Source organism: Citrobacter sp. wls706, assembly GCF_005281305.1.
GTDB classification, from domain to species: Bacteria; Pseudomonadota; Gammaproteobacteria; order Enterobacterales; family Enterobacteriaceae; genus Citrobacter; species Citrobacter werkmanii.
Genome location: NZ_SZXG01000029.1, coordinates 165,983 through 185,571 on the forward strand (window position 1 = coordinate 165,983; position 19,589 = coordinate 185,571).

Below are 19,589 nucleotides of genomic sequence, written 5' to 3' on the forward strand. Positions count from 1 at the left end.
CTCACTTCCCTTAACCCGCTATACTCTCCCCTTTTGAGTATGGCGGGTTTAATTTATGAAATATATTGGAGCGCACGTAAGCGCCGCTGGCGGTCTGGCTAACGCCGCTATTCGGGCCGCAGAAATCGAAGCTACCGCATTCGCCCTGTTCACCAAAAATCAGCGTCAGTGGCGCGCCGCGCCGCTGACCACTGAAATCATTGATGATTTCAAGTCTGCTTGCGAGAAGTATCACTATACTTCCGCCCAGATCCTGCCTCACGACAGCTATCTGATTAACCTCGGTCACCCGGTCAGCGAGGCACTGGAAAAGTCACGCGATGCGTTTATCGATGAAATGCAGCGTTGTGAGCTGCTCGGTTTATCGCTGCTCAACTTTCATCCGGGCAGCCATTTGATGCAGATCCCGGAAGATGAATGTCTGGCGCGTATTGCTGAATCTATCAACATCGCCCTCGCTCAGACCCAGGGGGTTACGGCAGTTATCGAAAATACCGCCGGACAGGGCAGCAATCTCGGATTTAAGTTTGAGCACCTTGCCGCCATTATTGATGGTGTTGAAGATAAATCCCGTGTTGGCGTCTGTATTGATACCTGCCATGCTTTCGCTGCCGGTTACGATTTGCGTTCCGTCGAGGAATGCGAAAAGACGTTTGCGGAATTTGAACGTATTGTCGGTTTCAACTATCTACGCGGAATGCACCTGAACGACGCCAAGAGCACGTTTGGCAGTCGCGTTGACCGTCACCATAGCTTAGGTGAAGGGAATATTGGCCACGACGCTTTCCGTTGGATCATGCAGGATAGTCGTTTTGACGGCATTCCGCTGGTGCTGGAAACGATTAATCCGGATATCTGGGCAGAAGAGATTGCCTGGCTGAAAGCCCAGCAAACAGAACAAGCGGTGGCGTAATTATGAACGACAGGGAAAAGCAGATCCTTAAGATCCTGCGTCGCAATCCGTTGATTCAGCAGAATGAAATCGCCGATATTCTGCAGATAAGCCGTTCACGCGTCGCTGCGCATATTATGGATTTGATGCGTAAAGGCATGATCAAAGGTAAAGGTTATATCCTTACCGAACAGGATTATTGCGTGGTTGTCGGGGCTATCAACATGGATATTCGTGGTGTTGCAGACATCCACTATCCTCAGGCTGCTTCTAATCCTGGCAGCATTCACTGCTCGGCAGGCGGCGTAGGACGCAACATCGCCCACAACCTGGCGCTGCTGGGCCGTGACGTTCACTTAATTTCCGCTGTTGGCAGTGATTTCTATGGGGAAACATTGCTGGAACAAACGCGTCAGGCCGGTGTAAACGTTGCAAGTTGCATACGCCTGCATGGGCATAACACCTCAACCTACCTGTCGATCGCTAATCAGCAGGAAGAAACCGTACTGGCAATTAACGATACCCATATCCTGCAGCAATTAACGCCACAGTTGCTGAACGGGTCGCGAGATTTGATCCGCCATTCCGGTGTCGTACTGGCAGATTGCAATCTGACCGCCGAAGCCATTGAGTGGGTCTTTACGATTGCTGATGGTATTCCCGTATTCATTGACACCGTTTCAGAGTTCAAAGCGGCAAAAATGAAGACATGGTTTAAGCGTATTCATACGCTTAAACCAACGCAGAAAGAGCTGGCGATTTTGTGGGGCCAACCTATCCATTCAGATGCCGATCGCATACTGGCCGTCAATAGTCTGCATCAGCAAGGTGTAAAACGGATCTTTGTCTGCCTGGAAGATGATTCCGTTTTTTGCAGCGAAAAGGACGGAGAACAGTTTTTACTGACACCTCCCGATCATACGATCGTAGACAGTTTTGGCGCCGATGACGCTTTTATGGCGGGATTGCTGTACAGCTTTCTGGAAGGTAGCGAGTTTCGTGAAAGCGCTCACTTTGCCATGGCCTGCGCGGCATTATCGCGAGCCAGCGTCAGCATCAACAACCCAACCCTCTCGGCAGATAACGCCTTATATTTGCTGCAAACAGCTTAAATGTAATGCCGGATAGCGCCACGCTTATCCGGCATTGCTCTCACTATGCTATACCGATAAAGAAACCCGCTATGGTGGCGCTCATCAGGTTTGACAACGTTGCTGCTGCCAGCGCGCGCATTCCAAGCTGCGCGATTTCCGGAGCTCGCTGTGGCGCTATCGCCGAAAATGCGCCGACAACAACACCAATCGAACCAAAGTTAGCGAACCCGCACAGCGCAAACGAAATAATCGCAATGGTCTTCACATCCAGTGTCCCGCCGGTTTGCAGATACGGCGAGAAGTTGAGATACGCGACAAACTCGTTGATTGCCAGCTTCTGACCAATCAGGCTACCTGCCAGCGTCGCATCGCTCCAGTCCACGCCCATAATCCAAGCCAGCGGTGCAAGTAGCCAGCCGAAGATTCCTTCCAGGGTGGCGTGACCAAAACCAAACCAACCACCAATTCCGCCGATAATGCCGTTAATCAGCGCGATAATGGCAACAAATGCCATTACTACCGTCGCCACGCCTGCGGCAATTTTCAGCCCGGTCATCGCCCCGCTCGCCGCTGCTTCGATGATGCTTTTCGGCGGCGTTTCGGTAAATGAAAGGTTCTCAAAGGTGACGCGAGATTCTTCCGTTGCCGGACTCAGCATACGCGCGAACAAAATACCGCCAGGGATTGCCATCAACGATGCCGCCAGCAAATAGTCAATCGGAACGCCCATTCCAGCGTAACCAATCATCATTGAGCCAGCAATCGAGGCCATCCCGCTACAAATAGCGGTAAACAGCTCATTGCGATTCAGCCGGTCAATAAACGGTTTGACGATCGCCGGGATCTCGTTTTGCCCGAGGAAAATCGTCGTTACTGCGACAAATGACTCGATCTTACTGATGTTCAGCGCTTTCTGGAAAATACCGCCGAGGATGCGGATCAACAGCCCCATCACGCCAATGTAATAGAGCAGGCTGATTAGTGCAGTCACAAAAATGATGGCCGGGAGCACCCGAAAGGCGAAGATAAACCCGGCGCCATCGAACAGCACATCCATTTTTGGCCCGACCAGGGAGCCAAAGATAAATGCGCTTCCCGCGTCACTATACGACATCACCTTGTGGACACCGAGCGCGGCCTGTTCCACCAGCCATTTCCCCGGCGGGAAATAGAGCATAATGCCGCCGATTGCAATTTGCAGTCCCAGCGCAGCTCCGACTGTGCGCAGACTAATACGTTTTTTATTTACTGACAGCAGAAACGCGATGGCCAGTAATACCACCATACCCACAACACTTCTCATTATATCCATAATGAAATTCCCTTCATGCCAGGAAACCCGGCGTTATCGCCAGGTTTTGGTAGGTTTGATATTCGCGGGCGACCGCATTCTGCCCGGAAAATTCGGTCAGGCGAGGCGCTGATACTCCTTCGCAATTTCGCAGGCCAGCACCGCGTTGTTGAACACCAGCTGAATATTTGATTTCAGGCTGTCACCACCGGTCAGCTCCGCAACGCGCGCCAGCAGGAACGGCGTACTCTCTTTGCCCACAACACCCTGCTCTTCCGCTTCTTTTACCGCCCGATCGATTGCCGCATTAATTTTCTCTTCAGCCATCGCAAACTGCTCTGGGATTGGGTTTGCAACAACCAGACCGCCATCGAGACCTGTCTGCCATTTCACCGCCATGGCACGGGCAATCTCTTTTGCGCTGTCCAAACGAATACTGACCTCAAACGGACTGGTTCGGCAGAAAAATGCCGGCAACGCGTTGGTCTGATATCCAATTAACGGCACGCCAAAGGTTTCTAAATATTCGGTCGTTAAACCGAGATCAAGAATAGATTTCGCGCCGGCACAAATTACCGTGACATTGGTATGCGCCAGTTCTTGCAGATCCGCGGAAATATCAAAGGTATGTTCAGCACCACGATGAACACCACCAATCCCGCCCGTTGCAAATACTTTAATTCCAGCCAGGGAGGCAATAATCATGGTTGAGGCAACTGTCGTCGCACCATTTTTTCCTGCAGCAACCACAAATGGTAAATCACGACGACTGACTTTAGTAACGCTATGTCCCTCTCTTCCAAGCAACTCAATTTCATCTTTGCTTAAACCAACTTTCATTACCCCGCCAATAATGGCAATAGTCGCAGGAACTGCCCCGTGTTTGCGAATAGTTTCTTCTACTTCAATAGCGGTCTGGGCATTCTGCGGAAATGGCATACCATGAGAAATAATGGTTGATTCGAGGGCAACAATCGGTTTTTTACCGTTTAATGCTTCCTGTACTTCTGGAGATATTTGTAATAATTCAGAGGAAAGAGTTAATTCAGACATTCTGTGTTCTCCACGATTGAGATAACATTCGCAACAGACAAATCAGGGTTATTGGTATATTCACAGGCTAACGCCATTGATGAACAACCCTGCGCAAATCGAACCGAATCAATAAAGGGCATGCCGTCTACCCAGCAGGAAGCCAGTCCCGCCATCATCGCATCGCCAGCCCCGGTAACATTAATGACGTGAGTTTTAATCGGCAGCGACCAACCGCAATCCCCCGCAATATCACTGTAATAAACTCCATCACCGCCCATACTGAGCACCAGGCGATTTAAGCCGCGATCGTGAAACCAGGCGGCAACTTTGCCAACATCATCACGCCCGGAAAGCGCAATACCGCTCAGCGTTTCGGCTTCAAGCCGGTTAGGTTTGAGGGTGTGAATTTGTCCAAGCCGCTCACGAATTTTGACGCACTTCCATGCCGATACCGGGTCGACAAACACCGGAACATCTCCGGCATTTTCCAGTACCCATGCCAGGGCATCTTCGCTGATATTGCAATCGGCGACGATAACTTTCGCCTGCCGAATAAAATCATGCTGCTGCGATAAAAAACCCGGTGAAATATGTTCAGTGATACTCATATCATTAATGGCAACCAGCATTTCACCGGTGTTATCAAGCAGAGATAAATAACTCGATGTATTCTCTCCGGGAACGATAAGACACTTATCAACATGTACTCCGGATAGATTAGTTTGCGCCAATAACGATTGACCATAAAAATCATTACCAACCGCAGTCAGTAACCACGAATTTTTACCCAGCAGCGCGAGATTATGTGCAATGTTGCGTCCAACTCCGCCGGGGGTGAATTTTATCTTTCCTGGATTCGAATCCGCATAATTTAGAGAAGCATGCGAATACCCAGCAACATCCATATTGGCAGAGCCAATAGTTACTATGTATTCCTTTTCACGCATAGCACGTCCCCTGGCAATTATCTTGCCACTAATGAGTTCGTTAAGAATAACCACCGCCACACACAAAATTATTAGAGCACATGTTCAATATCGAATATGTGTTTATAGTAAGCAGGTTTTTGACAAAGTAAACCCATCTGCAAGATCTAAAACCAATAGATATGAACAGAATCACAATTTTTTATAGATACAGTTTGTAAGGGAGAGAGGAAATGAGAGGCAGTACACAAATTAAGCAGACTAAAAAGTATAACTCCGGCATAACCGGAGATTTTTCAGATGCGCCTGGCAAGCTGGCGCGTCTCAGGTAAGCGAAACCAGGTCCTCTGGCATATGGTTGTACAAAATACGCCAGAAATGTTCAGCCGTTTTATTCAATCGCGTGTCCATCCGGTAAATATAGGCCTGAATTGGCACCATCAGCTCAGGTGTCTCCAGACGCACCAGACGCTTATCGCGCAGCTCGTTGACAATCGACCACGCTGGTAGCCAAGCGATGCCATGCCCATCCAGCGCCATGTTTTTCAACAACTCACTCATCGAAGACATAAACAACGTACGTGCTGAAATGCCGCCTACTTCCGCCAACTGACGGTTTACCAATCTTCCCATGTAGGATGTGCTGGTATAGTTCAGAATCGGCGCCTGCGGCTGATAGATATCAAACAACGCGTTCCCCTGACCATCGGTGGCACAGACGGGATAAAGCTCAGACTCAAAAACCTTCAAGCCACAGAAAGGTGACTGCATTAAATCTTCATCACGAAACGAGATAATAAAATCACTTTTCCCCTCGCGCAGGGTATTCACCGCTTGCACCACATCAATCGCCTCGACGTGATAAACAAATTCTTCCCCCCAGGCCGCCATTGAGTGCACTAACCGGGGCAACATGGTCAGCGACAAAGAATGCGCTGCCGCGATTTTTATATTGGGTACCCCAAGCAGATTGTGACCACTGAGTTCGTCCAGATTACATTCCAGCTGTTGTAGCAGGCTACGCGTTTGCGAATGGAATAACTTACCCTCCTCCGTGAGTTGTAGCGGTGTCGTCGTGCGATCAAACAGCTGCACCCCCACGGCTGATTCGAGCGCTTTGATCCTCCGGCTAAATGCCGGCTGAGATATATTGCGCTCCTCCGCAGCCTGGGAAAAATGACGGCATGCCTCCAGCGTCAGAAAATCATATAACCATTTTGTCTCAATATTTTTCATACCTGTCACACGGATGTTTAAATATGTTGATGAGCCTAAAAACATCATGCCTGAAGAATTCCAGAGATGATATTGACGATCAGCCCACGATGATTCGTTTTTTGCATCAAACCTTCGTTTTTGACATTAACATGTCAGCGTCACCCTTCAGCCACAACCCTACTCTGCTTGCAGAACTTCAGGCTTGCCACGCTATCCTAACCCCATAGGATGGCGTAAAAAACTACAGTCATGCAGTTTTTGCATTAAGACAAACATTATTGCATTTCTCCTCGCAACGCTCTGCTGTTAAACATTAGGGCAAGACAAAACACAGCCTGAATATTATTTAACGGTGAAATGAGGTATATATCGTGAAAGGTTTAATTGGCGTTCTTGGTGGTATGGGACCTGCTGCAACCGTCGATCTATTTAATAAATTCGTCACATTTACCGCAGCGCAACGCGATCAGGAACATATCCCATTAATTATTTCATCTATTCCTGATATACCAGACCGAACTGACGCATTAATGCGTCATGGTAATTCCCCTCTTCCGGCCATGCGCGATTATATGCATAAACTCGAAGATGCTGGCGCAGAGTGTATTGTGATCCCGTGTAATACCGCCCACTTTTGGTTTAAAGAGTTAAAAGAATCCTGTCATACAGAGTTGCTCAGTATTGTGGAGACAACCCTGAGTGAGGTTAGAAACTGCGGAAAATCGCGCATCGGACTGCTTGCCACCAACGCCACGTTGTACATGGGTCTCTACCAAAAAGGGATAGAATCTCTGGGGTTAACCTGCGTCAGCCCTGATTCCTCCAGCCAGGAAAAAGTAATGGAAAGCATTTATTGCCTGAAAGCTGGCGATGTTAAGCAAGCACAAAAATTAATGAATGAACAGGCTGAAGCACTTTTCTCACGCGGCGCGGAAGTCATCGTTCTGGGATGTACTGAAGTTCCCGTAATCCTTGCTGAAGCTATCAAGAAATCACCAGCCAAATATATTGATTCAACCGGTTCGTTAGTTCGTGCCGGAATCAAGTGGTATGAAAAACGCGTTGGAAAAAGCCACCTGCTGGCGCAATAAAAAAACAACCATTTAATCATCACATTTAATAAAAGCCATTCTTATAGCAAATTATTATCTGGCGGAGGCCATTATGCTTTGGTTGGAAATTATCGTAGTATTGGGCGCAATATTTTTCGGTATCCGCCTCGGCGGAATTGGTATCGGTTTATGCGGTGGGCTGGGGCTGGCTATTTTAACCCTGGGATTTGATCTAAAAATTGGCTCACCGCCTGTGGACGTCATTCTTATTATTATGACGGTGGTTGTGGCGGCATCAGCGCTACAGGCAGCCGGAGGCATGGATTATCTGGTACGCATTGCCGGCAATTTTATGCGTCGTAATCCTAAATATATCAATGTCATTGCACCGATTATCACCTGGTCGATGACCATAATGGCGGGAACAGGTTTCATTGTATTTTCAACCCTGCCGGTGATTGCAGAAGTTGCGAAAGAGTCGGGTATCCGCCCTTCTCGTACGCTCGCTGGTTCCGTAGTGGCATCCCAGGTAGCGATATCAGGCTCGCCGATCAGCGCCGCAATGGCCGCAATGCTGACCATCATGGAAGGTAACGGCATCAGCTTTATCCAGGTTATGGCCGTATGTCTGCCAGCCTCGTTTGTTGCCGCGATGGTTGGCGCATTCATCGCTTCGCGCCAGGGATGTGAGCTTGAAGACGATGAGGTCTATCTGGAACGCCTGCAGAAAGGGCTGGTGCGTAAATACGAAGGGCAAAACAGTATCACGCCGGGTGCAAGGCTTTCCGTCGCCCTGTTTATGCTGGCCACGGTGCTCATCGTTATTCTTGCCGCATTCCCTCAGTTACGTCCGGGGTTTGACGTGGGCAACCCAATGAATACGCGGGATATCATTATTATCTGCATGCTGGCTGCCGCTTGCCTGATGGTGGTGCTGTGCAAAACATCTACAGATGCCATTGTCCTGACGTCCACTTTTCGCGCCGGGATGAGTTCGCTGGCAGTCATTCTCGGTATTGTTACGCTGGGAACCACATTCATTGACGCGCACTTAGCGGAGATTAAGGACATCGCGGGGAATATTCTGCAGGCCTACCCGATGCTGTTGGCTCTGGTGTTATTTGGCACCTGCGCGCTGCTCTATTCGCAGGGGGCCACCACGCCGTTGATTATCCCGCTTGCCGTCGCACTTGGCGTTCCCACCTGGGCTATTCTGGCTTCCTATGTGGCTGTGACCGGCGTATTTGTTCTACCAACGTACCCGACCTCACTGGCGGCGATGGAGTTCGACACCACCGGGACAACGCGCGTAGGTAAGTATGTCTTAAACCACCCGTTTATGTTGCCGGGACTGGGTGGGATAGTCGCTGGCGTTGCTTTTGGTTTCATCATCGCGCCAATGATTGCCTGAGCCGTCTTATTCAGGGGCGCGACAGAGATATCGCCCCTGAATGATTCTCTACTCATCTGCCCCGACTCACCACATCAATACCGTCTTACCTTTATCTATTTGCTTCACATCGCTGCTTTTAATCACGCGGTGATAGCCATAGGCGTCAGCATATTTTGTCAGTCCTGTCTCGGGGTCTTGCTCAGGCTTGCCTTGCGTCTCTATTGTTGAACCTGACGTTGTTGTCATCACCCAGGTAGTTGAACACCCCGTCAGCAGCAGCGTAGCGAGTGACAGAACAGCAAAAATGGGCGCTTTTTTCATATTCGATTTCCGTGACCAGTTTGATTTAAAGGCACTTTATCGAATTTGCTTAAGGCAGGATGGATTATTGTGGCGATGCTGCAACGGTAAGGGTTAATGCATAAAAAAAGGGCAGAGATTTCTCTGCCCTGGATTTCAGCGCTTAATCAGGCCGCCTTTGCCACAACCTCTGCTTCCGGGCGCTTCAGCACCGCGTAGGAGAGACCGGCGACCAGCGTACCGGCAATAATGGCCAGCAGATAGCCAACCACCGGCGTAATTGCGCCAGGGATTAACAGCACAAACAGACCGCCATGCGGCGCCATCAGCTTCGCACCTACCGCCATGGAGAGAGCACCGGTAATCGCGCCGCCAACGATACAGCAAGGCAGAACGCGCATTGGGTCACGCGCGGCAAATGGGATTGCGCCTTCGGTGATAAAGCACAGACCCAGCACCAGCGCAGCTTTACCGCCCTCCTGCTGGGCTTTGTCGAACTTACGACGTGCAACCAGCGTTGCCAGACCCAGCGCCAGCGGAGGTACCATCCCCGCAGCCATAATGGCAGCCATCGGCGCATAAGTTTGCGTACTCAGCAGACCTACACCGAAAGCATACGCCGCTTTGTTAACCGGGCCGCCCATATCGGTACACATCATGCCGCCAAGAATCGCACCGAGCAGTACCGCATTCGCCGTACCCATGGTTTGCAGCCAGTGGGTCAGACCTTCCAGAATGCCCGCTACCGGTTTACCGATCAGGTAGATCATGGCCAGGCCCACCACCAGGCTTGAAAGCAGTGGAATGATCAGAATCGGTTTCAGCGCTTCCATACTCTGCGGGAGTTTCAGTCTGGTACTAATGAGCTTCGCCACATAACCGGCAAGGAAACCGGCAATAATCCCGCCAATAAAGCCAGAACCAGTGCTCACTGCCAGCATACCGCCGATAAGACCTGGCGTCAGACCCGGACGGTCAGCAATGGAAAATGCAATATAACCAGCCAGAACCGGCACCATCAACGCAAAGGCTGAACCACCGCCAATCTGCATCAGCGCCGCCGCCAACGTGCCCTGCTCTTTAAACGCTTCAATACCAAAGGCGAATGAGAGCGCAATACACAGACCGCCAGCGACCACCATCGGCAGCATATAAGACACGCCCGTCAGCAGGTGACGATACGCGCCAGCGCTCTCTTTCTTACCTTCGGTTGCCGCAGACTGAGCCTTGCCGGTTGGCTGATACGGCGTAGCTTCTTCCAGCGCTTTGTCCAGCTCCTGCTTCGTTTTCTTCAGCGCCAGGCCAGTAGACGTGCGGTACATTGGTTTTCCGGCAAACTTGGCCAGATCAACTTCAATGTCAGCCGCCACAATCACCAGATCCGCTTGAGACACTTCTTCCGGGGTAATGGCATTGCCTGCCCCGACCGAGCCACGGGTTTCAACCTTCACCCACCAGCCACGTTTTTTCGCTTCTGTTTCAATAGCTTCAGCAGCCATAAACGTATGGGCAACGCCGGTCGGACACGCCGTCACCGCCACCACACGTTTTGGACCACTGCTGGCCACAGGCGCTGTCGCAACCGGGGCGCTGTAAGGTTTTGCATGGCCTTTCGCTTCGCTGAGGAAGAGTTCAGGATGCGCAACCGCACGACCGATATCGCCGAGCCAGACTTTTTTGCCGTTCAGCGAGCTGTCGGCAGGAAGCGTGTCGCCCAGAACAATCGCCAGTTCTGCATCATTCGGATTATCAATAATTTCCAGATGCGCTTTTTGCGCCGCCGCTCCAAGCAGGGTTTTCGCCATGTAAGCGCGAGCCTGGCCGAGATTAGCGTCAATAATCAGCAGCGTTTTCATTATGCCTCTCCTGCTGTCAGTTAAACGGTTTTAAGTCGACACGCGCCATCATTGCGGCCAACTGAGGACGATCGGTAATGCCCACGTTACTTTGGCTTACCGCCAGGGCGGCAACAGCCGTCGCCAGACGCAGGGTGTGTTCGCTGGACTCACGCATCAGCAGACCATAAATCAGACCGCCAACCATTGAATCACCCGCACCCACGGTGCTAACCACCTCAACTGACGGCGGTTTAGCAATCCACTCACCCGAAGCGTTAACCCACAGCGCGCCTTCCGCACCGAGTGAAATCACCACATGAGCAATACCCTGCTCGCGCAGCGCATGCGCCGCATCAATCACATCTTTCATTTCAGGCAGTTTACGACCCGCCCAGATTTCCAGTTCACGACGGTTTGGTTTCACCAGCCACGGCGCCGCCTTCAGACCTGCCACCAACGCTTCACGACTACTATCAAAGATAATGCACGGACACTGACTGCGCAGACGCGTCATCCAGTCGGTGAAAGCTTCCGGGCTCACGCCGGTCGGCAAACTACCGCTAACGCACACCATGTCGAACTGGCCCAGCCAGCTCAGCGAATCGTTCACAAAGCGTTCCCAGTCAGCAGGGGTAACTTCAAAGCCAGAGAAATTGAAGTCGGTGACTTCACCGTCTTTTTCGGTCAGCTTGACGTTGATACGGGTACGCCCCTGTACAACCTGAAAACGGTTGGCAATGCCCAGTTCGCTGAACAACTGCTGAAAACCATCCTGGTTATCTTTACCCAGGAAACCGCCCACCGTGACATCGATACCTAAATCTTTCAGGACTTTAGCGACATTAATCCCTTTCCCCGCCGCATGCAGACCGGTGGTTTTCACCAGATTCACTTCGCCGCGTTCAATTTCCGGGCAGAAACCCACCAGGTCGTAGGCCGGGTTAAGGGTGATAGTAGCAACACGTCTGCTCATTACGCGCCCTCCCCAAGACCTGCCGCGATGGCTTCGCCAATCGCTTTCAGCGCCTGTTCAGCATCCTCGCCCTGGGCGGTAAAGCGCAGGTGATGTCCTTTTTTCACGCCTAATGCCACAACTTTCATCAGACTGCGTCCATTTGCCGGTTTGCCGGTCCCATCGAGATTTGTCACGGTAATTTCACTGTTAAATTGTTTAATCGTATTCACCAGCATGGTGCCCGGACGGGCGTGCAAACCATGCTCATTGCGCACAACAAATTCGGCGCTCAGTACATCATCAGTTAAGGCGTCATCGCTGGTCAGCAGCGCCAGTACCGTTGCCGCATCCGCTTTCAACAAACGGTCAGCTTTATTGTTCAGCAGCAGATCGCTAAGGCGCTTCAGCACTGCAACCGGTTGATCGTCATTCATCGCGACGGTCACCAGCAGGGCTGCCGCTTCCCCTTGTACATCAAACGCCGTAGCTGCACGGCTGACCGCAACGGCGCTGCGCACGTTGCCTTCAGCACCGTCATTCAGCCAGATCCCCTGACCGAGATTCATCGGCTGCTCATTGATGGCTCTGGCGACAAATGCGGCATCAACCGCGCCGACCTCTTTCAGCCGCGCGGCGTTGAGCGCCTGCAGCGTAACCAGCGAGCTGGCAACGACGTCCAGCGACAGCGTTTCGTTATCAAGCTTTAATTGTTCGCTCTGCTTTTCGCCCATCAGCAACGCGCGTAGCTCTTCCGCCGTGGTCGCTGATTTCAGCTGTTCAGCAACGGAGTCATCACTCAACACATGCGTCAGCTGACGCAGTAAACCGAGGTGCTCATCAGAGCTGGCGGCAATACCTATCGCCACATACGCGACCTGCCCTTCGCCCCAGGTCACGCCCTGCGGGAACTGAAACACCTGCACACCGGTTTTCAGCACCCGATCGCGCGTGTCCGTCGTCCCGTGAGGAATAGCAATACCGTTGCCAAGAAACGTGGACGTTTGTTGTTCACGCGCCAGCATGCCATCGACGTAGCCTTCCGCAACGTTACCCGCCTGCACTAAGGCCGCGGCAACCTGGCGAATAGCCTCTTCTTTATTCCCGGCCTGTTCGCCCGGGTGAATATCCTGAACAGATAACTGGAACATGGTTCTCCTCTCCCGCTGAATTGAAACGATTCAGCCAACATGAGAAAAAAGGCGTCACCTGACTCCATCAGTTATGGCAAGATGACGCTGAAACGTTTCAAGAAGTCTTGATCTTTTTTCTTCAGCACACAAGTAAAGTTGACAAATTACTTGCTGAATTTAGAGATAACGCACATTTTCTCCTGGGGAGAGATAAAATTGCTGAAGCAAAAATGGCGTCAGCGTGTCAGATTCAGCAACATCAGCAAACAGCATTCTTTGACTGAAATGCTATTTTGATTTTTGATGCCGATTTTGATTTGGCTACCTGTTTATTTTCTGGCAAGCAGCGTAAACTCCGCGTCTCTTCACATCATTGATATCAAAACATGCATAACACCCCCGTAGCCGCCACACCTAAGGCGTTCGATTTAACGTCTGCGGCGTTCCTGCTTGTCGCATTTCTGACGGGTATCGCCGGCGCTTTGCAGACACCAACGCTGAGTCTTTTTCTGACCGATGAAGTCCATGCCCGTCCCGGTATGGTCGGGTTCTTTTTTACCGGCAGCGCCGTAATCGGTATCCTGGTGAGTCAGTTTCTGGCCGGGCGATCGGATAAAAAAGGCGATCGCAAAAACCTGATTGTCTTCTGTTGTGTGCTGGGCATGCTGGCCTGCGTGCTGTTTGCCTGGAACCGCAACTATTTTATTTTGCTGTTTGTCGGCGTCTTCCTCAGCAGCTTTGGTTCGACCGCCAACCCGCAAATGTTTGCTCTCGCCCGCGAGCATGCCGACCGTACAGGCCGGGAAGCGGTCATGTTCAGCTCAATTTTACGTGCGCAGGTATCGCTGGCCTGGGTAATTGGCCCGCCGCTGGCCTACGCACTGGCAATGGGATTTAGCTTCACGGTGATGTACCTCAGCGCGGCGGTTGCTTTTATTGTCTGCGGCGCAATGGTTTGGCTGTTCTTACCGTCGATGAGTAAAAATGTGCCTCTCGCCACTGGCGTGGTGGAGGCGCCACGGCGCAATCGTCGTGACACGCTGCTCCTTTTTGTTATCTGCACATTAATGTGGGGGACCAATAGCCTCTATATCATTAATATGCCGCTGTTTATTATCAATGAACTGCATTTGCCGGAAAAACTGGCGGGTATCATGATGGGAACCGCTGCCGGGCTGGAAATCCCGACCATGTTGATTGCCGGATACTTTGCGAAGCGTCTGGGCAAGCGACTGTTGATGCGAATTGCCGTCGTCGCCGGCTTTTTCTTTTATGCTGGTATGCTGTTGGCCCACTCTCCGGCGGTATTGCTTGGTTTACAGCTACTGAACGCGATTTATATCGGCATCCTCGGCGGGATTGGCATGCTCTATTTCCAGGATTTGATGCCAGGACAAGCAGGTTCAGCCACGACCCTTTATACGAATACCATTCGCGTAGGCTGGATTATTGCCGGATCGTTGGCCGGTATTGCCGCTGAAATCTGGAATTATCACGCGGTGTTCTGGTTTGCGCTGGTGATGATCGTCGCCACCATCGTGTGCCTTGCGCGCATCAAAGATGTTTAAGGCGCGGTCAGCGATTCAAGCTCAATAAGATACAGCATGGCCTGGTGCGTCGTCTGTCCGCACATTTCCGCACTGGGCTGTAAACCAGCGCACACTTTTGGCCGCAGCGGCGAAGCGAAAATTTTACAGCGCAATGATTCATCCAACTGAATGCATGGTGTATTAGCGGGCTTGCCATCAGGCATACCGGGGATGGGACTGGAGATTGAAGGCGCGGTGCAGCATGCACCACAATCCGGACGGCATTCCATACAGTATTCTCTTTATCGTGAACCATCGGATTGGGCGAGAAGCGCACAGTACCACCTTTTTTGCACCAGCAAAAGCATCAATTCCACTTGCCTGAATGCCCCGGCGCGAGTAGTTTTACGCGATATTTTAGACACTCCTCACTACAGGATTTTTTCGATGCCAAGAGCGAACGAAATTAAAAAAGGTATGGTACTGAACTACAACGGCAAGCTGCTGATTGTAAAAGATATTGATATTCAATCGCCAACCGCACGTGGCGCCGCCACGCTGTACAAAATGCGTTTTTCTGATGTCCGTACCGGCCTGAAAGTTGAAGAGCGTTTCAAGGGCGATGATATCGTTGATACTGTCACCCTGAGCCGTCGTGGCGTTGATTTTTCCTACGTCGATGGCAATGAATATGTCTTTATGGATAAAGAAGACTATACCCCGTATACCTTCACCAAAGACCAGATTGAAGAAGAACTGTTGTTCATGCCGGAAGGCGGAATGCCGGACATGCAGGTTCTGACCTGGGACGGCCAACTGCTGGCGCTGGAACTGCCGCAAACGGTAGACCTGGAGATTGTTGAAACAGCGCCGGGCATTAAAGGGGCATCAGCAAGTGCGCGTAACAAACCTGCGACCCTGACTACCGGTCTGGTGATCCTGGTTCCTGAGTATCTGAGTGCGGGCGAAAAAATCCGTATTCATATCGAAGAACGTCGCTATATGGGCCGTGCAGACTAACTTTCTGCTCCCCATTAACGACAAGGGACAGCGCAGGCTGTAAGGCTGATCAGTAAAGCATGTATGGTGAACATGTGATTCTTGCTCAGGGTTCCGTTCACCTCAATGGTGTCATTTCTCTGAAGCGCTGATGCCCGTGAACGTGCAAGGAAGGCTCACCGCCGCCTCCCTTGCAACCCAGGCTCCCGGCGGGAAAATCGTCGCTACGCGAGCTATTCGTCTTATTCCGCCTACCTGTCGGGTCGGGGCCGAGCCTGCGTCCATGCAGGCCGTCCCCTCTGCCCGCATCCCTGCGGGCAGACCCGGTCAGCCGTCAACGACTCATCGATTTTCAGCCGGACCGGAGTCATCGCTTCAATGCTCTGACTTCCAGTTAAATCTGTTTTGCTGTTTAAACAAAAAACGCAAATGGTCAGGTGTGGGCTGGTCCGGCTGAAAATTGCCGACGTGTTTCCGTAAGGCCGAGAGAGCCAGCATGGATGCTGGCTCAGGGCGCGCTTTGCAAGGACGCTACCTCGCGCCCGGCCCGGAAGCCTGAAGGAAAAAGCGGAGGGAACCACGAAGTGGCAATTTTCCCGCCGGGAGCCGGGATTGTAAAGGGCGTGGCGGAGAACGCCCTTTACACGTTCACGGGTATCGGTGCTTCAGAGAAACGATGAACATGAGGTGAACGGAACGCTTTCTCCGAGATAGCATGTTCTTTACCTCCGCCAGTACAGGTTGATACTTTCTGAAACTGAGGCGCTGACTGGCTGGCATTACAGCACCAGCTGTCCCTTTTCATTTTCAACGCTGGCTGCTGAGATAAAAATCATCCATTAACAGCGATTCCAGATACTGTTCATCCTCGCGCATAAAACTCACTATCAGGTTGACCGCCTGCGGGTAAAACCCCTGTTCATCTCGCGCCAGGCAGGCATCGCGTAGCAATGGCGCCCAGCACATCATATGGTGATGCAAAAAGTAATACTGCGCAGATACCGCCTCCTCTTTAGCAACCATCTTCGCCATCAATGCCAGTTGAATGGCGATATGATCGGATGGCTCATTTTCCCGCGCGGCCAGACCGTGTTCGATCAGCAGCACATTCATTTGCTGACGTTCTGCTGACGCGGTCGTATGCGGATAGTGCCCGGCATAGGGAGAAACTCCGCCAGGCGGTGCCAGCAGAAACAGCGAGGCAAAATCCGCGGCGAGTTCCAGCTGTCGGGAATCACGACGCAAAACCCGGGTCAGACTACGCTCAAAATGCTTAACCTTGCCAGACAATCCAGGAATCACCGCCAGTGAAATAATCCACGCCCGATTATCGCCGTTTTCAAGGCTGGCAAGTTGCTTTTCGTCCAGCTCACGGAATAGCAATTGCGAGAACCACTGGTACATGTCCGCCCGCTGCTGATGTATTTGGTTATGCTGCACTTCCCCCCTCCTCTTTTACTGTCTCCGGGCCACCGAATGCCGTTACCTGTGGGGCTTTCTGCTGATAACGTTCGACCTCCACCAGCACGGTATGCGCTGAAGGGCCTTGTGCCAGCTGTGAAGTACCAATATCGGCGCTCAGGACATTCGGGTCGCCATAGGTGCATAACGTCCCGGCTTTTCCACCTTCCTGCGGGGAATACCACGCCCCTTCATGAATGCGGATTACGCCTGGAGTGAAATCAGGGCTAATCACCACCCCAGCCAGCACCTGACCGCGGTCGTTGAAGACGCGTGCAATATCACCTGCTTTCAGGCCACGGGCGGCGGCATCCTGCGCGCTGATATAAAGTGGTTCTCTTCCGGCAACCGCATAGGTGTTGCGAAACGCCTCGCTTGAGCACAGCTGAGAGTGCAGACGTTTATCCGGATGGCAGGATTGCAGATGCAGCGGGTATTTATTTTTTTTAGCGGAATGATTACGTTCAAACGGTTCCATCCATACCGGATGACCCGGACAGTCCTCGTAGGCAAAGCCAGCAATGGTTTTACTGTAGATTTCAATCAGACCTGAAGGCGTTCCCAGAGGATTGAGGTCTGGCTGGTCGCGAAACTCACCGTGACGCACCCACGGCAGTCCGGCCGGATATTCAATATATCCTTCACCCTGCCAGAATGTCGCAAAGTCTGGTAAAGAGACGCCGAGCGACGCACCCATCTTCACGCCTTCGTCATAGAGCGCTTGTATCCACTGCATTTCGTCACGGTTCTCGCGGTACACCGCTTCTTTGTCAAAGCGCTTACATAATCCGGCAAAAACGTCAAAATCATGCCGGGCTTCATATTGCGGTTTAACGATCTGATGCAGCGCCATCAGCCCTTTATTCGAATGCGTACCAAACTGTTCAATATCGTTGCGTTCAAAACGGGTGGTCACGGGCAGGACGATATCGGCAAATCGACACGACGCGGTCCATTGATGATCCAATACCACCACGGTTTCCAGCTTCTTCCACGCCTCGATCATGCGATTACGATCCTGCTGCGCATGGAATGGATTCGCCGCGCTGTAGATCGCCATTTTGATATCAGGCCAGGTTAACGTTTCGCCGTTAAAGGCAACCTTTTTGCCCGGCTCAAGCAGACAGTCAACGATGCGTGAGGTGGGGATATGCTCCGATGCGCCGCGAAAATCCGCTTTATACTTCGCCGGTGGAGGATTCGCGATCCCTCCCAGCCCGGAGAGTACAGGTCCGGCGGATGTCACCGTACCACCGCCGTTGTAATGCCAGCCAAACCCTACGCCCCCGCCCGGCAAGCCAATTTGCCCAACCATACTGGCCAGCACCACCAGCATCCAGGGATACTGTTCGCCATGATGCATGCGTTGTACGCACCAACCGCCCATAAATTGGGTCCGGCCTTTAACCAGCAGGCGGGCGAAATCACGGATCTGCTCCGCCGTCAGGCCACAGATTTCCGCTGCCCATTCGGCATTTTTCGGCTGCTTATCACTCTCCCCAAGCAGATAGGGCAAAAACTGCTCAAAACCCACGGTGTAATCGTTAATAAACGCCGCGTCATACAGTTTTTCTTCATACAGCGTATGGGCGAGTGCCAGCATTAGCGCGACATCGGTTTGTGGTCGTAGCGCCAGTTGTTCGCAGCCAAGATAGTTTTGCGATTTGCTACGCACTGGATCGACGCTGATAACACGCATTTTACCCTGCGCAACCGCCTCTTTAATTTGTTGCCAATAGCCAAACGCATCGTGATCGGGGACCAGGAACTCGATCTGCAGGTTCTTGATCGGATCGCAACCCCACAGCACGATGGTATTGCTGTTCTGGATAACCAGGGGCAGTGACGTTTGCTGTTCATAAACTTCCAGCGAACCAATCACATGCGGCAAGATAACCTGCGCCGCGGCCGCAGAGTAGTCGCCGACGGTCGTCACATAGCTACCATGCAGGCCAAGTCCTCTGTCCATCGCCCCGCCCGCTTTATGGTATTTTCCCACCATTTGCCAGTCGGCCAGCCCGGTAAATACCCCCGATGAGCCGTAGGTTTTTTGTACCCGTTCCAGCTCTTCGTAAAACAGATCCAGCGCCTGATCCCAGCTTACCCGCACAAAACGATTATCTCCGCGCTGGCTGCGATCCGATTTCTCACGCTTGCGTAACCAGTCCAGACGAACCATTGGATAACGCACCCGCGACGGGTTATAGACCACTTCACGCACCGCGTTCAGCATATCGCAAGGGTATTTGTCATGTTTGAAAGGCCGGGTTTCCAGCCACTCGCCGTTGACCACTTTGGCTTCAAAAGCGCCATAATGCGAACCGGATTGAATCCACTTTTCGGGGTTTTCTCCCGCCGCCCATACTTTTGAGATCAGCGGATTCGGTGCCAGAGCACTGGCTGCGCCCACCGCCAACATACCGCTCAGAAAACGGCGGCGAGACGGGTTAAAATCATGAATATCCATACATTTTCC

Annotated in this window: 17 protein-coding genes; 6 read left to right on the top strand and 11 right to left on the bottom strand. The window is 51.9% G+C overall.

Annotation, left to right across the window (positions count from 1 at the left end; translation table 11 throughout):
* Positions 1-55 precede the first annotated feature (55 nt).
* Complete coding sequence (nfo, locus tag FDW92_RS05710; RefSeq protein ID WP_042307296.1) at positions 56-913, top strand: deoxyribonuclease IV; 858 nt, start codon at positions 56-58, stop codon at positions 911-913.
* A gap of 2 nt (positions 914-915) precedes the next feature.
* Positions 916-2,004 carry a sugar kinase gene (locus FDW92_RS05715; RefSeq protein WP_042307294.1) on the top strand — a complete coding sequence of 363 codons (1,089 nt, stop codon included), beginning with the start codon at positions 916-918 and terminating at the stop codon, positions 2,002-2,004.
* A 43-nt stretch (positions 2,005-2,047) separates the two neighbouring features.
* On the opposite strand, the gene FDW92_RS05720 is transcribed toward FDW92_RS05715, so the two are convergent.
* From FDW92_RS05720 to hypT, 4 genes are all read right to left on the bottom strand, one after another.
* Positions 2,048-3,298, bottom strand: coding sequence for a NupC/NupG family nucleoside CNT transporter (locus FDW92_RS05720; protein WP_042307292.1), 1,251 nt, complete (start codon positions 3,296-3,298; stop codon positions 2,048-2,050).
* Positions 3,299-3,394: 96 nt separating this feature from the next.
* Positions 3,395-4,330, bottom strand: a complete 936-nt coding sequence (locus FDW92_RS05725; RefSeq protein ID WP_042307290.1) for a pseudouridine-5'-phosphate glycosidase — start codon at positions 4,328-4,330, stop codon at positions 3,395-3,397.
* A complete protein-coding gene (locus FDW92_RS05730; protein WP_042307288.1) occupies positions 4,318-5,259 on the bottom strand; it encodes a pseudouridine kinase in 942 nt (313 codons plus the stop codon). Before FDW92_RS05730 ends, FDW92_RS05725 begins: the two co-directional genes overlap by 13 nt.
* A 303-nt stretch (positions 5,260-5,562) precedes the next feature.
* The gene (gene hypT / locus FDW92_RS05735; RefSeq protein ID WP_042307974.1) at positions 5,563-6,474 is read right to left on the bottom strand and encodes a hypochlorite stress DNA-binding transcriptional regulator HypT; all 912 of its coding nucleotides are present in this window, start codon (positions 6,472-6,474) and stop codon (positions 5,563-5,565) included.
* A gap of 353 nt (positions 6,475-6,827) precedes the next feature.
* Here hypT and FDW92_RS05740 point away from each other — a divergent pair, with 353 nt between their 5' ends.
* Positions 6,828-7,547, top strand: coding sequence for an amino acid racemase (locus FDW92_RS05740; RefSeq protein WP_042307286.1), 720 nt, complete (start codon positions 6,828-6,830; stop codon positions 7,545-7,547).
* Positions 7,548-7,620: 73 nt separating this feature from the next.
* Complete coding sequence (locus FDW92_RS05745) at positions 7,621-8,919, top strand: anaerobic C4-dicarboxylate transporter (RefSeq protein WP_042307283.1); 1,299 nt, start codon at positions 7,621-7,623, stop codon at positions 8,917-8,919.
* 66 nt (positions 8,920-8,985) lie between these two features.
* Here the strand turns inward: FDW92_RS05745 and FDW92_RS05750 are convergent, their stop codons facing one another.
* The 4 genes from FDW92_RS05750 to fruB all read right to left on the bottom strand — a co-directional run bounded on the left by FDW92_RS05750 (position 8,986) and on the right by fruB (position 13,142).
* Positions 8,986-9,222: a YgdI/YgdR family lipoprotein gene (locus FDW92_RS05750; RefSeq protein WP_042307282.1), complete on the bottom strand. Its 237-nt coding sequence runs from the start codon at positions 9,220-9,222 to the stop codon at positions 8,986-8,988.
* A gap of 146 nt (positions 9,223-9,368) precedes the next feature.
* Positions 9,369-11,057 carry a PTS fructose transporter subunit IIBC gene (fruA, locus tag FDW92_RS05755; protein ID WP_042307280.1) on the bottom strand — a complete coding sequence of 563 codons (1,689 nt, stop codon included), beginning with the start codon at positions 11,055-11,057 and terminating at the stop codon, positions 9,369-9,371.
* A 16-nt stretch (positions 11,058-11,073) separates the two neighbouring features.
* The gene (gene fruK / locus FDW92_RS05760) at positions 11,074-12,012 is read right to left on the bottom strand and encodes a 1-phosphofructokinase (protein WP_006683781.1); all 939 of its coding nucleotides are present in this window, start codon (positions 12,010-12,012) and stop codon (positions 11,074-11,076) included.
* Complete coding sequence (gene fruB / locus FDW92_RS05765) at positions 12,012-13,142, bottom strand: fused PTS fructose transporter subunit IIA/HPr protein (protein WP_042307278.1); 1,131 nt, start codon at positions 13,140-13,142, stop codon at positions 12,012-12,014. Before fruB ends, fruK begins: the two co-directional genes overlap by 1 nt.
* A 368-nt stretch (positions 13,143-13,510) precedes the next feature.
* On the opposite strand from fruB, the gene setB reads away from it, so the two are divergent.
* A complete protein-coding gene (setB, locus tag FDW92_RS05775) occupies positions 13,511-14,692 on the top strand; it encodes a sugar efflux transporter SetB (protein WP_038642028.1) in 1,182 nt (393 codons plus the stop codon).
* Here the strand turns inward: setB and FDW92_RS05780 are convergent.
* Positions 14,689-14,943, bottom strand: a complete 255-nt coding sequence (locus FDW92_RS05780; protein ID WP_042307277.1) for a YkgJ family cysteine cluster protein — start codon at positions 14,941-14,943, stop codon at positions 14,689-14,691. The two genes, setB and FDW92_RS05780, sit on opposite strands and share 4 nt — an antisense overlap.
* A 157-nt stretch (positions 14,944-15,100) precedes the next feature.
* On the opposite strand from FDW92_RS05780, the gene yeiP reads away from it, so the two are divergent.
* On the top strand, positions 15,101-15,673 hold the full coding sequence (yeiP, locus tag FDW92_RS05785) for an elongation factor P-like protein YeiP (protein WP_038642029.1): 573 nt from the start codon (positions 15,101-15,103) through the stop codon (positions 15,671-15,673).
* A 786-nt stretch (positions 15,674-16,459) separates the two neighbouring features.
* Here the strand turns inward: yeiP and torD are convergent.
* Both torD and torA read right to left on the bottom strand, forming a co-directional pair.
* Positions 16,460-17,092, bottom strand: a complete 633-nt coding sequence (gene torD / locus FDW92_RS05795) for a molecular chaperone TorD (RefSeq protein WP_042307276.1) — start codon at positions 17,090-17,092, stop codon at positions 16,460-16,462.
* The gene (gene torA, locus FDW92_RS05800; protein ID WP_042307275.1) at positions 17,082-19,580 is read right to left on the bottom strand and encodes a trimethylamine-N-oxide reductase TorA; all 2,499 of its coding nucleotides are present in this window, start codon (positions 19,578-19,580) and stop codon (positions 17,082-17,084) included. The genes torD and torA overlap by 11 nt, the downstream gene beginning before the upstream one ends.
* Positions 19,581-19,589 lie beyond the last annotated feature (9 nt).